Genomic DNA, 14100 nt, shown 5'->3' with positions numbered 1-14100 from the left:
AAAGGTGGCAGAGGGAGAAAACATGAAGAAGTTTTACGCTTTTCTTGGATTTAGCATCGCTTGGGGCTCTTGTTCAATGGCTCAAAATGATCCGAACTCGTCTCTTTCCTATTATTCCGGGTTATCCATCGCTCCAAGCCACTATGGAACTTGGAAACCGCCAGGTTTAAATTCTCTAGGATTAAATCTTGATTCTCCGCATTTTTCGAGTGTTTCAATTGCCGCTTATAAAGAGAGTCCACAGGAAGCCGGGATTTTTCATGATGACGAGGTTGTAAACGAATTTTTTCTTGAAAATCAGATCAATGAAGAAAAAAGGCTTCTTGTTTGGCTTGAGAATAAAATTGCCGCAAATCCCTTCCATGATTTCGAATATGTAGAATCCGAAATTATAGAGGATTTAAATGAAAATGAACTGGCCTATTTAAGCAAAGCTTTTGTCGGGTCTACTTTAAAAACTAGTGAAGATCAAATCGTAGCCTACTCTTTACCAAAAAAGGAAGACCCCTCTCTTAATCAATTTGCGAATGAACCAGACCTTTATCGGGAAATGACTGGAACGGATGAGGGAGGAAGCTCATTTCACGAATACCCCGAGTTTGAAAAAGAAGATGAGTCTCATCTTTACAAAGAAGAAGAAAAGCTTAAAGAAGAAGAAAAGCAGCTTTTCGAGGTGAATGAAGAAGATATTTATAGGGAGCCTAAACCTAAAGAATTTTCACCTGAAGCAAGTTTTTATGATTCTCAAAGGTCTGACATGGTCTTATTGGATGAAAATCAGATGGCATCTAATGAAAACTTAAAGGCTCCTTTTTACATTGGGAAAAGAGAAGTGACAAATCGTGAATATTTAGCTTATGTTCAAGCAAATAATGCCAAAGCTCCCTCCCATTGGGTAAGAGGGATCCCAAGACCCGGAACCGAGAATCAACCCGTTGTCAATGTCTCGCATCAGGAGGCTGAAAAGTTTGCCAAGTGGAAGGGAATGCGCCTTCCGACACTTTCTGAATGGCTTCTTGCAAATGAGCTTGAAATGATCCTTGAAGAAAAAGGACTTTCAGAGTGGTTTGCCCTAGATGGAGAAAATCAGGAAAGTCCCAAATTTAAATCGAATCCAACGACAAGCTTTAGGGTGGCTTATTACAAGAAGCCATTAAAAGAGATGGTTTCTTCACCTAAAAGATAGATCAAATCATTTGTTAGATAGTAACGAGTTTTGCCGATTGGCTTTTAATAGGTTCGACTCTGAAGCAAAAAAAAAGCTCGATCCTATGTTCCAAGCAAAATCCAGATAGCGGATTAAGACTGAACCCTCGCGAGATTTGTAATTTTCAAGAATCGAGCATTTCCAGGACCACTTCGTTTGTGCCTTTTTCGTAAGAGACTAAGTAAGGAACAAAGGATCGGGTCACAAAAAAAACGATATTCCCTTTACTATCAAATGTTGGCGAAGCCAGGATTGAAAGATCGTAATTTTCAAAAGCGCTTGTTGGCAAGTAGGGATTCTTGGAAAATTTGTTTTCGCTTCTTAGTTCTTTATATTGCTTTCGAAAAACTTCCGGATTTTCAATAAGTTGATAGACTTCACCGAGAAGCTTTTCCGTGATGGCTTTAGCAAATTGATGTGCGTTATGAGCAAGTGATGGGTTTTTCTCAAGAAGATCCATAACATCTGAAATGGTCTCTTCGGATTCTTCTTCCATACGCGTTGTATCCATGAAGGGGTTTTCTCCATAAAAAGGGGCTGACGACAGCCCGCCTTGCAAAGCTAACAAAGCCTACCTCCTTTCTTTAATAAGCATTCTTTTTCATACGAAAAGAGAACTTACAAAGCAAGAAAAGAGACTTTTAAAAATAGACTTCTTTCGAACTCTCTTTGATTGGCTGAGTGGGCGGGTTTTGTGCAAATTTTTTGATAAATTTTGAAAGCATAGGATAAACTTTACCTGAAACATTTAGGAAAAAAGATGCCAATAACAGCTCTTTTAACATTCAATAGAATTTTAAAAGAAGTCCAATACGTTTACCCCTGACAGCGAGATTTGGGCATTAGTCAGGAGTATTAATAAAACTCCCAAGGTTTTTCGAAGATAAAAAAATCATGAATAGGTGTTATTTTTTGATTATCGTCTTGGATTTCGAATAACCGAAGGGTACCCGTCCCCGGGTGGGGGGCGATACAAAAATGAATGTCATGCAAGCCATTTTTCCAGTTTGTGTCGGCAAAATGGATAGCGTTCCGCTGCATAGAAAAAAGGGTAGTTTCAGACAAACAGCTGCATAAAGTCCTATCTATAAGAAAGGCATTTTCTTGAGGAGATAACTGAGATGCCTCTGATTGTCCTTCTAAAAATTTTAAACTAGATTCCCAAAAATTCTTACAGCTAATTGGAAAAGTTAATTCCTTCATAAAATTTTTTAGGGCTTCAAAATTTAAATTACCTTTGAAGTGGCTTTCATTGTAGGCTAATAAAAATTGAGAAGATAAGAGTTCTCTTTTTGATTCCTCAAATTCATCTTCCGAGAGCTTTAAGCTCAAGTCAATCAATGAATTATAAGAGCTTTTTGGATCATCGGAATTTAAATGTTGAAAGGAAGGGTGTCCAAAAATCAAATTAAAGGCATGTGTCCTTGTATATACGGGAACCTTGCTCTGGCAATTAATTAAGCTGTCTTTATCTCCCGAGGCGCGGTAAAGGTTCCTAACCTCAGCTAAAGTCATTAAGCAAATCTCAGTATTATCCACCGGCAATAACTTTTTTTCCGAGGGCAAAGGCTTTTCGTTATAAATTTCCCTTACTTTTTCACCAAAATTTCCCGCAATAGTTCTCCATGGGGTATATTGCGATTTACGCCAGGATTTTAGAGGGTCATTCATTTTTAAATTCGCCGGATAAAAACAAGATAGGGATTCCAGTAAGAAGAATTTGGAGTTAATATATTTTCTTAAGCGCTTGACCAATCGGTTATAAATGAGTTCCTTTTCTTTTTTTAAATCTGGTTCGAGTTCACTTAAAGTCGGTAAGATTTCATTGAAGGATAAAACGATCATATCGGAAATAAATTCTCTAAAAGACTCCGGTGAATCAATTCGAGTCCATTTGCTGGTTAGAGATTTTCCTTTCGTATCATAAAGGACAAATCCCCCTTCTTTTGAAAAATGCTCATGGTTTTCCATCTTCTCGTTGATGTCCGGGTCATAATGCAAGTGAATCCTTTTTAAGACAATGCTCTTAAAGGTATTGTAAAGCAAAATCGCTTCTTTTTTTGATTCTTTTTCTTTTTTTAAGAATTGTTTCAGCTCTTTTTCAATGGGGTTTGTAATCGCGTAAACTACGGGTTTTGTAATCATTCCCTGTTCGTTTGCTTCTGCCATTTCTGCAAGCGAGTTGTCAAAAGCTCTAAGCAAGGGGTTGGAGATGACAGCTTCAAACGCAAAGGTCATCCTAAAATAAATCTGTTGAAGGCATCGCCCTTTATTAACCTCAAGTTTTAAGGCTTGTTCTGCAAGAGCTTTTAAAAGCTCATGCATGCAAATGGTTTGTTCCCCTGACGGGATTAACTTTGATAAGACTTTTTTCGAGGGGATTTTAGAGTTATGAAATCCCGCAATGTGCAAGGCTTTTTGAATAGAGGGAGCCTTCCAGATGTAGGTTCCAAGCTCCTTGATTTCTCCGCTTTTCGTAATGGTGATCGTTTGGCTTAAACTCTCCTCGCCAGTTCTCATTAAAAAAGGGAAGGGTTTTTTGATTCCTCCAATCGTTCTCGTTAAAGAGCCTCTTTTTAGAAGATCTTTAAAATCCTTTAAGCAAGCCAAGGGGTCATTTGCAAGCAAGGCAATAGCAAAGTGGGTTGCAAAACAGGAGCCTTCAAAGCTCTGTCGGTGGTGGGAGAGAAGAGCTGAAAGGGCAGTAATTTTGGCTTGCCTATCATTGACAGATTCTCCAAGAGGAATGTTTAGAGTAATCCGAATCAGGTCTGCCGCGGGGCTTGTTTGTCTGTTTGGAGCTTCAATAGTTTTGATGAGTTCAACAATCTCATCATTTTCAAAAATGGCTTTTAATGAATAATAAAGAGACGCTTCATGATTTAAAACAGGGTCATTGGAGATAAAAAAATCGATAATGGCAGGAATTAAAGAAATATTGACTTCACCATCATCCATAATAAGTAAATTGGCAATTTCTATGGCTAAAAAAGCGAAATAGGACGCTTCACCATTTTGAAATTTAAATTTTTCTTGGGTAGCTCTTACTTCTTGAGCTGTGTTTTCGATCTTTTCAAAAACAGGTGACAAGAACCTTTCATTGAAAGAGAGTTTGAATGAGCTTTTTTGCTTCCAATCAATAGCCTCTCTTTTTGCGCTTAGCAAATCAGCGCTAAGGTCAGATTCGCTTGCCATTCGACTTCCGCTCATCGAACAGGTTTCCGAGTTGGTTCTCTTTAGAGAGCTCGATACGGAAAGCTTTCTCTCTGATTTACTTATCTCTGTTAAAAGAAGAGGGGGGATAACAAAGCTTTTTTTTCTTTTTTCTGAAAAAGTAACTTTTCTTTTTTCATGAAGGGAATCCTGAGACTCTTTTTTCTTTCTTTTCGATTTAGAAAGGTTATTCTTAAAAAAGCCTATAAGCCCCTCTTGACTATCTTTCTGTAAAGAGGAAGACTCCTCTACAAAAGCAGCCTTTTCAAAAATTTTAGTGGACTTGTCTTTTTCCTTCTCCTTCTCTTTCTCTTTTTTTTCTGAATTAAAAAAGTGAAGTTTTTTAAAAAGATTAAAAGATTTAGTTTCTTTGGCTTCACCTAGATTTTTAGAAGCGACTCTTTGGCTTTTGCTTTCTAATTCAGATCCTTCATCCGATGAAGAAAGAGCCGCTTTTTCAGAAGATTGATTAAAGCTGTCGCTACTCGATGCTTCATTTATATTAAGAGGAATGCCAGCATTTAGTTCTGTTGACATAATTAACCTGCCCCTAAGTCTAATCATTCAATTTAGAAATAAACTAAAGAGGAGTTATTGTCAAATTACATAAATAAAAATGTTTATGTTAGTAAACTATCTTATATTTACCGAATAGAATTTTTTTTATTTGGTAATGTTTATTTATTATCTTAATGAGGGCGTTTCACTCATCGTTTGAACGATTAATTGCAGATTTGTGTTATTGCGGTTAGGCTCAAATATAGGTCCAACGACTGTAACTACCTTATATTCATTTTGCGCTTTGATAAGACGGTCGCGTAAAGCCGGGCTTAATTGTCTGCTATAAACGCTATTTTGTATTGGGGTCATGCTAGGTTCAACATCAATTCTGCCAAGTAGGAGAAAGACTGTTCCATCTTCTAATGAGGTCAAAAAGACGTTTCTTGAATCATGGCTAATGAGACCTCTAACTTTGATGATTAAGCTATCTACTCTAAGACCTACTCCTCGAACCGCAAAGTTCAAATCTTCAAAAGAAAAGCGAGCCGTGGGTTTCCATCGGAAAGTGGCTGTATCAGAGCCGGGAGACACAACCGCTTCTGCTACCTGAGGCATACTTGAAAAACGAGATTCAGCATTTCTTCGGCAGGATTCCAAGCAAAGTCCTGGCGCCCATGAGATTACGACGGTTTCGATTTCAGAAAATGCGCTTGTTGTTCCAAATAGGCTTGGGATTAAAAAGACGGTTAACAAGATATTTTTGAAATACATAAAAGGCTCCTTTTAAGATCTCTTTTAAAATAAGGACATTTTGTTGGGATGATGATTTAATTAAAAGTTAGAAGATTTATAAATGAATTAAAAGAAGTTTTATAAGAAGCTTATCCTTAAACCTAATGATTCCTTGAGGATTTATTTAAAATAGGCCTCTGAAGAAACCCGGGTCTTAAGACTTGAATACTTGATTCAAAATAAAAAAGCTGCTCTCATAGAGAGATAAATCTTTATTAGGTTGTTCATGGACTTTCCTCTAAATCTACAAAAAATGAGACGTACTAAAATCATCTGTACTATTGGGCCCGCCGTTTCAAGTTATGAAAAAATTGTAGAGTTGATTGAATCCGGTATGAATGTGGCAAGGCTTAATTTTAGCCATGGTACTTATGCGGATCATCTCGATATCATAGAGAAGCTTAAGAGGGCGCGGAAAGAAACTCAAGTCTCCCTTGCGATTATGCTAGACACCAAGGGGCCAAAAATAAGACTTGGCTCTATAGAGGGTGGTATTGTCAAGCTTGAAAAAGACCAAATATGGTCTTTGACTCAAGATATAGTTAAAGGAGATCAAAATGAAGCAACCATCGTTCCCGGGTTTATTATTAATGAAATACCGGTAGGATCAAGGGTTCTTTTTGATGATGGCTACATTGCGGGAGAAGTCGTTGATAAAACCAATAAAGACTTAAAAGTTAAGATATTAAATGCAGGCTCTTTAAAAAGCGGCAAAAGCGTAAACCTTCCTTTCACAAGGCTTTCTTTATCGTCTCCTACTGAAAAAGATATACAGGACATTCACTTTGGATGCGACCACGACGTTGAATTTATTGCAGCTTCTTTTGTCCGTTCTGCAGAAGATATCGTAGCGATAAAAAAGATACTTGCAGAAAGAGGAAAGCCTGAAATTCAAGTCATCGCAAAAATCGAAAACCATGAAGGCATCACCAACTTTGATAGCATCGTCCAAATAGCGGATGGCATTATGATTGCGAGAGGAGATCTAGGAGTAGAGGTTCCTTTAATGCAAGTGCCGAAGCTTCAAAAGATGATGATTAGAAAATGCTCCCATGCGGGAAAACCCTCTGTGACAGCAACTCAAATGCTTGAGTCAATGATTAAAAATCCAAGGCCGACAAGGGCTGAAGCTTCTGATATCGCAAACGCCATCTATGATAGCACAAGCGCTGTGATGCTCTCCGGTGAAACAGCGACAGGGGAATACCCGATTGAATGCGTAAAAATGATGAAAAGCATTGTAGAGGAGTCTGAAGGAGACTTTGATTACAAGGGCTTTTTTAACCAGTATGCCGCAAAAGCTTATAACGATGTGCCCTCTGCTGTCACTTTAGCTACTGTTAAAACCGCCTATAGCTGCAGCGCTACCGCCATTTTTGCTTTTACAAATGCCGGAAGCACTGCTCGTTTACTATCAAGGCTTAGGCCGGAGATCCCAATTCTTGGGCTAACCCCCCTTGAAAAGTGTTTCCATCAACTTTCTTTATATTGGGGGGTTATTCCTGTTTTATATGATAAGGGGCGAAACTTTTTTGAATCCTTTTCGTATTTAAGCGACTTTGCATTGAAACATGAAATTGTTAAAAATGGGGATCTTGTTCTAGCAACGGTCGGAACCCCTTTTGGAGTTTCCGGCACAACTAACACGATGATGGTCGATAGCATAGGTTTTGTACTCGTAAGAGGAAAGCAAGGGACGGGAAAAAGAACCCACGGTAAAATCTTGCTTGTACCAACAGCTGAGGGGATTTCATCCTACACTGTTAGAGATAGGATCATCGTGATTACAAAATGCGATGCAAGCTATCTGCCTCTTATCCATAATGCCCAAGCGGTTCTATTGCAGAATCTTGAAGAAGATCTGGCTTCTGAGGAGTTTTTGTTAAAGGAAGCCGAGTCTAAAGGAAAACCGGCCCTAATTAAGGCTGATAATGCCTTTAACATATTGCACGATGGCCAGCTTGTGACCCTCGATACAGAAAATGGCATTGTCTATAAGGGAGTCGTTTTATAACCTTTGATTTGCGGGCAAATCTCGCTTTCAAGTTTTTTTTAAGGGTGAGAGATTTGAATTTACGTGATCCCTCTAACTTATTTTCTAGGCTTTCCCTCAAAGCTTAACGACAAATTAAATTGGCGCATATACCCGATTTTATTTAGAAGAATTTCTTCGATATCACTATTAATGCGTTGAGAGATAGCCCCTTGTTCATCTTCTGGAACATAGGGCAAGCTTGCATGAATAGTCAGCTTTTCATTTCTGCAATGAACATCACAGGCCAAATCTTTTAGTCCAAAAAGGGATTTCAAGTATTCAGTTACATAGGCGCTGACTATGCTTATGCTGACTTGCAAGGATTCCTTTCCTCCCCTTATATAAAAGTAGCGTTTTTGCGCATTGATAAGAAGATACAGGATTATAGCGCCTCCTATCAGAAAAATGGGGAGGCCGATAAAGGCTACGGCAAAAGGCTTTTCCATTAATAAGTAAACTAAAGCGTCTCGCATCCTTTCAATTAGGGGAAGGAGCATAGCTAGAAAACCCGCGATGGCAATAAAAAGCCCTAGCATAAACATTAAAATCGTCGTAAACACATTCTGCATGGAAGTTATGTCCTAGCTAAACATCAAAATTCTTCCGAATATTCTTCTTCAACGCTTGCTTCAGAAATTTTTAAAGCATCTTCTTTTGATGTATGATTGATTTTTGCTGCATCCGTTTCTGAAATGACATCTTTAAATACTACATGGACGCAGGAAACATGAAGGCCTGTCAGCTTTGTAATATCTTCAGCTACTTTTGTCTGTATTTCATCAGCTTTTTGGGGAATCTGTTCTCCATAGCGGATGTTCACTTCAATTTTAATGCTGACCGATTGATGCTTGTTATCTTGCTCGGCAAAAATCCCTTTAACGCCTTCTGTAGATCCTTTATTGAAGATGGAATCTATGAAATTGCCCTCAAGAAGCGCAATGCCGCTTATTTTAGAAAGACTTTGCAAGACGATGCCTTGAAAAACACGATTTTCAACATCGCGTATAAACACAGTTTCAGGTAATTCCAGCTCTCTCATATCCAAGGGATTGGGTTTGGCGGAAGATTTTTTTTCTTGCATACCATTCCTATCGTTTAGTCTTTAATAATAGGGTAGATCTTCTTAAAAACAGAAAAGATCTTCTTCAATCATGAATCATTTACAAAAAAAAGTCATGAATTTCCTCCAAAAAAAATTTTTTCGTATTTTTTTTTAATCCGAAGAGTTTGATTTAACCGGTCCTTATTTTTTTTACTTTGTTAATTTTAAATGCCTTTAGTAAAATATAGGCTCAACAAATAAATGTGGATTTTGAAAAAAGAAACTTTTTTCCGGATCCATTTAAAAAAATGATGATGAATATGAAAAAAGTAATAATGAACTTAGCAAGCGTAAAAAGTTTTGTTTTTGCCTTGATTTTTCTAATCGGCACCTCGTTTGCTTCTGAGAACCGGGAGATAGAAACTCTTCAGATTATGAAGGATTTTCTAAAAGTTGATGAAGGGATTCAGATTAAGGAACTTCGCGGCGGCTACTCCGGGGCTGATTTATTTTTAGTCGATTTTGAAGGTCAAAAATTTGTAGTTCGATTTTCCAATCAAATAAGTCCTGAAGAATTTCAAAAAGAAATTTCCATTTGCGAAATAGCATCCCATGCCGGTTATGGCCCGAAAGTCTACCTTTCTGATGAAGAAAGAGGCTTTATTGTCATGGAATACCTGGTGAATGAACTTGATGTAGAAAAGATTAGCATCCCTTCTTTGGCAGAACTCGCAAAAAAAATTCATGAGGGTCCAAGTTTTTCTTCTTCAAGCAATATTATGGAACTGCATATTTTTAGAATGCTTGATTATATTTATTCCCAAAAGTTTTACTCGGAAGTTATTCCGCTTGATTGGATGGAGAGGATACTTCAAGCTTGTCGAGAAATAAATACGTCCCTTGAAAGCTTTCCAAAGGAAGCTCCTTGCCACGGGGACTTGCATAAAGCCAATTTATTTTTTTCTAACGGCCAATGCTATGCCATCGATTATGAATTGGCCTCAATGAGCGATCCCTTTTTGGATTTGGCAACCCTTTCACTTTCTTATGATTTTGACAAAGGACAAGACAACTTATTTCTTACTCATTATTTTAATCGAGAGCCGACCCAAAAGGAACAATCAAAGCTATTTATTATGAAACAATTGGTTTCTCTATACTGGGGATTCGGCCTTATCAATTTAATCGAAGATGGAGATCCGGCTACTTTTACTTCTTTGAAAAAGTATTCTCAAATGGATGAGTTAGATTTTGAAGGCTCGGAATATAAGCTCATCATGGCTTCCAAGTATTTGCAAAAGGCTTTAGATAACTTTGAGTCTTTCGAATATCAAGAAGCACTTCGCATTCTAAACTAAAAAAAGACGCTTTAATAACACGGAAAGTTATAAACTTTTCGTTTTATTAATTTCGTAAAGTCAGCAGTTCAAAGGATGAAATAGTCCAAGCTTTTCAATAAAACTATAACTTCCTTATTTTCCTTCATAAGCGACATTCAAACTTCTTCAGGCCTTTAGAAAAGACATCTAAAGATGAAGCATGCTCTATTAAAAATGAAATAGTTCAACTTGAGCTTAAAGGTCTCTTTCCTGAAGAAAATTTGAAACGCGGCATGCAATGGGTTTTTTCTTGAATGGCATCTATTTTATTCAAAAAGTTCATATGTTTCCGGATAGGGGTTACCTTAAAATAATTTAAGGCCTCCCAATTTGACAAAAAGCTAAACGATAGTCAGGTTTCCGCTTTTACATAAACACTAATTGTTTCTTGATCTCATTCCTTCGGGAGTTCATAGTCCATCAAAAAATAGGTTTTGTGGATTCTGTCTTGTAAAGACTCTTGCAAAATCAGTATTTGGGTCGCATGGCTAATAAATGAGAAGAATCGAAACTTTATTTGATAAAGCAACCGGTGTCTTTATTTTGGGGGTAGGGTTCATTAATTTAGTATCTGATGAAGATCCAGCTCTTCAAAATTCCTGGAATAACTCGGATCCTAAAATACCTGCAAATTTTAAATCCTTAGAGGATAAACTCAAAGCGGCTTCATTTTTCTTGCGTCAAGCCCTAAAAAATTTTGAATCCGATACCTACAAAGAAGCGTTTCATCTTTTAGAGGTTTAAAGTATTTGAGCTCCTGGGTTTAGCCAGGAGCTTAAATAAAAAATTAGCTTAAACTTGGAGTAAGGCCAACCTGTTTTAATTGTTCAATCGCTTTTTTGTTGTTATATTTAATAGCCACATCTAAGGCATTTCCTGATTTATCGCCTTTAGAAAAGAGGTCAATATTTAAGATGGAAGCCTTTTCGATTAAGAATTGAAGCAGCTCATTTTGTTTATCGCTTGCCGCCACTTGACGAAATAGTAAGTTGAAATTCCTTTCAAAGAATGAATCTTTCAGCGCTTTTGGCAAAGACCTATTATTTATCAGTTGTTGCAATTGCAGAACAGCCTCATTATAGCGAAATAGTCCGGAAGAGAGTTCTTCTTCGCTTTCGAAATGGGCTTCGAATCTCTCTTGGCCTTCGATGACTTCTTTTACTAATCTTTCAACTGAAAAACCTTCGTAGAGGCACATGTTTTTAAGGTGAGTGGGCTTTAATTGATTTTGATGGAGCAATAAGTTAGTTAAAATATATAAAGTTCTTCCATTACCATCTTGATAGGGATGCAATAACATCAAATTTCTCAGAGTGGTAACAATGATTTTGATTTTCTCTTCTTCGGAAGAACTATCTTTTATTTGGTCAAAATATGATTGCAGCGTTTGAAGAATTTTTTTTTCCTTTTCAGCGGGATCGTTAATTATAGAAAATAATCCGAAAGGAGCGTAGCCATAAGTTGCATCTTTCCATTGTTTTTCATTCCGGTAACGAAAAAGCAGCTCATTTTGGATTCTTTCAAGAGTTTCATTTCGGTCGGATCCGTTTGTTGCGAGAATTTTTTCTGAAACATTTCCATCTATATTACTGAGAATAGCATAAGATTTGCTAGAAAGAACATATTTATCGCATTGGCTAATGCCAAAGCAGTTTTTTTCAAGGTGAGCATATTTAGGGGCTGTCTCAGGAGCTACAACGATAAGGTGAAGAAAGTCTAAATGATTTATCCAGATGTCTCGGATCAATGCGATAAGCCCTTCCTCATCACAATTCCAATTACGTGCTAGACCATATGAAACAATATTGGCTTTTCCTTGCACCTCATTTGATAAATGACTGAGGGCGCCTTTTTGTATCGCATCTATCTTTTTTAAAAGATCTGAGGACGTTTTAATGGGTGTCATTTTAGAAAATTCAAATTCTGACCAAGCCCTGCAAAAAGCAAGATCATATCCCGGCTCTCGTTTAACAAAGTCATGAAGCTTTTCTTGATGCCTATATGGATTAGTTTCATGGTCTAATAAAAAATGGGTAGGGTGGAGACGATTTTGTGATGCTTCCATAGATTAAATTACCTCAATTGATTTAATAAGTTTTTTAAGAAAAACAATAACTTTTATGTTAAAAAAACACAAGTTAATTAATAAAATTAAAAAAAATGATTGCTTTTTTAATCTAAATTCAATAGTATTCATGACAAATTATGCGAGGCATGAAAATGAATGACTTTATCTCGATTGTAAATCCTTTTAGCAATCGATATCAAGCTCTAGAGGACTTTAATAAATTAACTTTTTTAAACAAGGTTACCGTTATTTTTGTCACGACAATCACCTCTATTCTTTCAGTTTTATTTTGTACCGCTCTTGTATTCAGGTCTTTAGTAGGAAGACTAAAACCCTTAGACACCGCTTCACTTGCGCATCAAAGTAAGGTTGCTAATACGATAGGGGAGAATGCTGATTCCATTTTAAATAGGGACGAAAGGGGGTTTTCTTTAAGCGATGAGATTCTTTTGCATACTTTTTCTTATCTTGATACGAAGTCGCTTTTTATGGCCATGCAAGTTAGCAAAGATTTCCGAACAATTGGTGCTGATGATACCTTGTGGATGGAAAAAACTCAAAAAATTGAGAAAGAGCTCTCCTTTTATGAGAATTATCTAAGGAAAAATGAAATTGCTTTCAGAATAAAATCTCCCTCAAGTCAGCCTGTTGTGACTAAGATAACGAAATTGATAAATAGGTCCGATAGAAACACGGTAGCCCATCAAAATTTCATTATTAACTCTTGCAGTATAATGCGTGTAGATATTTACAATACCAAATCCGGAGTAAATAATCGTTTACCGGTCTCAGTTGTAAACAGTTTAAATGTCCATCAGGGTGAATTACTTGTCGGTTCGATTGGGTACATTGAAATTTTCGAACTAGAGTCTTGTCAACGTTTAAGGAGATTGGAGCCAAATGATAAATTTTTAAATTCTCCCGTGACAGGAGTCCTAGTCCAGGAGGGGAAAGTTTTTGGGTGTTACCATAGTCATCTTGTGGTTTGGGATTTAGAGACAGGTGTCCCTCAAAAATATTTATCTAGAGGCCATAATGATAAAATCAGCAAAATTTTATGCTACGATGGCTATGTTGTGACCTATGATGATCAAAGTCAGGTTATCTGGGATTTAGAAACAGAATCTATTTTGAGTCAAACTCTATCTAATCCATTATATAGTTATGATGGAAAACTAATAGCTTTAGCAGACAACAATCTAGTATTATATGATTTTAAAACACAAAACGTGGAAAGTGTCAGTTTTCTTATTCCTGAAGAGCAAATCTTAAATTCTCAGTTCAATACAGCCTTAGTTGAAGATCAATTTATCATCCAATCTTGCTTTAAAATTATAGTTGGAAACTTACGAGAAAACAAACTTCTTTATAATATTTTTCCTTTTCATGGTTCAGAAAATATAGAGGCGAAATTTGCAAAAATTTGTGTTTGCAAAGATAAAATTATTGCTTCAATTGAATCGGGTTTGAATTCAAAAATTTCATGTTGGGATCTTAAAACCGGAGCTCTTGTTTATTCTTTCCCGTTTCAAAAAATAATAGCCGGTTTTGTCATATTGGAAGAAGAAAAAGCCATAGTATGCGACTTAATAGACAAGCTTGATATTTTTGATTTAGAAAAAGGAGTTTATAAAAGAACTATCCATGTACCCGAAAAACAAAAAAATATGTTTGCCATGACTGAGGGCAAAATTCTTTTAGATTATTGTTCGGAACTTCTCCTTATAGACTTTAGTAAGGAAGGTGAAGAGCCTAAACCTCAAAAAGGCTGCACCTTATTTTAAATTTAAGAAGACCCCTTTCTTAAATAGACTTTTTAGCTAAATTTATTAAAATGATCTATCCTTCATAAAGATAGCGAAT

General features: G+C 36.7%; 11 protein-coding genes. 5 read left to right on the top strand and 6 right to left on the bottom strand.

Annotated features, from left to right (window positions below; all coding sequences use genetic code 11):
- The first annotated feature begins 22 nt into the window (after positions 1-22).
- On the top strand, positions 23-1186 hold the full coding sequence (locus CSEC_RS05340; RefSeq protein ID WP_154017633.1) for a formylglycine-generating enzyme family protein: 1164 nt from the start codon (positions 23-25) through the stop codon (positions 1184-1186).
- A 145-nt stretch (positions 1187-1331) separates the two neighbouring features.
- Here CSEC_RS05340 and CSEC_RS05335 read toward each other — a convergent pair whose 3' ends face one another.
- From CSEC_RS05335 to CSEC_RS05325, 3 genes are all read right to left on the bottom strand, one after another.
- Positions 1332-1775, bottom strand: a complete 444-nt coding sequence (locus CSEC_RS05335; RefSeq protein ID WP_041017409.1) for a hypothetical protein — start codon at positions 1773-1775, stop codon at positions 1332-1334.
- Positions 1776-2062: 287 nt separating this feature from the next.
- Positions 2063-4957, bottom strand: coding sequence for a hypothetical protein (locus tag CSEC_RS05330; protein WP_041017408.1), 2895 nt, complete (start codon positions 4955-4957; stop codon positions 2063-2065).
- Between the two features lie 147 nt (positions 4958-5104).
- A complete protein-coding gene (locus CSEC_RS05325) occupies positions 5105-5692 on the bottom strand; it encodes a hypothetical protein (RefSeq protein ID WP_041017407.1) in 588 nt (195 codons plus the stop codon).
- Between the two features lie 247 nt (positions 5693-5939).
- On the opposite strand from CSEC_RS05325, the gene pyk reads away from it, so the two are divergent.
- Complete coding sequence (gene pyk / locus CSEC_RS05320; RefSeq protein ID WP_237559209.1) at positions 5940-7727, top strand: pyruvate kinase; 1788 nt, start codon at positions 5940-5942, stop codon at positions 7725-7727.
- A 77-nt stretch (positions 7728-7804) separates the two neighbouring features.
- Here the strand turns inward: pyk and CSEC_RS05315 are convergent, their stop codons facing one another.
- Both CSEC_RS05315 and CSEC_RS05310 read right to left on the bottom strand, forming a co-directional pair.
- Positions 7805-8317: an Asp23/Gls24 family envelope stress response protein gene (locus CSEC_RS05315; RefSeq protein ID WP_041017406.1), complete on the bottom strand. Its 513-nt coding sequence runs from the start codon at positions 8315-8317 to the stop codon at positions 7805-7807.
- 23 nt (positions 8318-8340) lie between these two features.
- The gene (locus CSEC_RS05310; protein WP_053331804.1) at positions 8341-8829 is read right to left on the bottom strand and encodes an Asp23/Gls24 family envelope stress response protein; all 489 of its coding nucleotides are present in this window, start codon (positions 8827-8829) and stop codon (positions 8341-8343) included.
- Positions 8830-9110: 281 nt separating this feature from the next.
- Here CSEC_RS05310 and CSEC_RS05305 point away from each other — a divergent pair, with 281 nt between their 5' ends.
- Together CSEC_RS05305 and CSEC_RS05300 are read left to right on the top strand one after the other, a co-directional pair.
- Positions 9111-10148 carry a phosphotransferase gene (locus CSEC_RS05305; RefSeq protein WP_161780967.1) on the top strand — a complete coding sequence of 346 codons (1038 nt, stop codon included), beginning with the start codon at positions 9111-9113 and terminating at the stop codon, positions 10146-10148.
- Positions 10149-10664: 516 nt separating this feature from the next.
- Complete coding sequence (locus CSEC_RS05300) at positions 10665-10913, top strand: hypothetical protein (protein ID WP_041017404.1); 249 nt, start codon at positions 10665-10667, stop codon at positions 10911-10913.
- 43 nt (positions 10914-10956) lie between these two features.
- Here the strand turns inward: CSEC_RS05300 and CSEC_RS05295 are convergent, their stop codons facing one another.
- On the bottom strand, positions 10957-12234 hold the full coding sequence (locus CSEC_RS05295) for a Fic family protein (RefSeq protein ID WP_041017403.1): 1278 nt from the start codon (positions 12232-12234) through the stop codon (positions 10957-10959).
- Positions 12235-12389: 155 nt separating this feature from the next.
- Between CSEC_RS05295 and CSEC_RS05290 the strand changes: the two genes are divergently transcribed.
- Entirely contained in the window at positions 12390-14021 is a 1632-nt protein-coding gene (locus tag CSEC_RS05290) for an F-box/WD repeat-containing protein (RefSeq protein ID WP_041017402.1), read from the top strand.
- Positions 14022-14100: the final 79 nt, after the last annotated feature.

It is taken from the genome of Criblamydia sequanensis CRIB-18 (assembly GCF_000750955.1).
Classification (GTDB): Bacteria; Chlamydiota; Chlamydiia; order Chlamydiales; family Criblamydiaceae; genus Criblamydia; species Criblamydia sequanensis.
Note: the sequence above shows the minus strand (reverse complement) of the source record. Positions and strands in the feature narration are given on the sequence as shown.

Excerpts from the sequence above, each read along its gene's own strand:
- CSEC_RS05340 (WP_154017633.1), top strand. The coding sequence starts at position 23 with ATGAAGAAGTTTTACGCTTTTCTTGGATTTAGCATCGCTTGGGGCTCT.
- CSEC_RS05330 (WP_041017408.1), bottom strand. The coding sequence starts at position 4,957 with ATGTCAACAGAACTAAATGCTGGCATTCCTCTTAATATAAATGAAGCA.
- CSEC_RS05325 (WP_041017407.1), bottom strand. The coding sequence starts at position 5,692 with ATGTATTTCAAAAATATCTTGTTAACCGTCTTTTTAATCCCAAGCCTA.
- pyk (WP_237559209.1), top strand. The coding sequence starts at position 5,940 with ATGGACTTTCCTCTAAATCTACAAAAAATGAGACGTACTAAAATCATC.
- CSEC_RS05315 (WP_041017406.1), bottom strand. The coding sequence starts at position 8,317 with ATGCAGAATGTGTTTACGACGATTTTAATGTTTATGCTAGGGCTTTTT.
- CSEC_RS05310 (WP_053331804.1), bottom strand. The coding sequence starts at position 8,829 with ATGCAAGAAAAAAAATCTTCCGCCAAACCCAATCCCTTGGATATGAGA.
- CSEC_RS05305 (WP_161780967.1), top strand. The coding sequence starts at position 9,111 with ATGAAAAAAGTAATAATGAACTTAGCAAGCGTAAAAAGTTTTGTTTTT.
- CSEC_RS05300 (WP_041017404.1), top strand. The coding sequence starts at position 10,665 with ATGAGAAGAATCGAAACTTTATTTGATAAAGCAACCGGTGTCTTTATT.
- CSEC_RS05295 (WP_041017403.1), bottom strand. The coding sequence starts at position 12,234 with ATGGAAGCATCACAAAATCGTCTCCACCCTACCCATTTTTTATTAGAC.
- CSEC_RS05290 (WP_041017402.1), top strand. The coding sequence starts at position 12,390 with ATGAATGACTTTATCTCGATTGTAAATCCTTTTAGCAATCGATATCAA.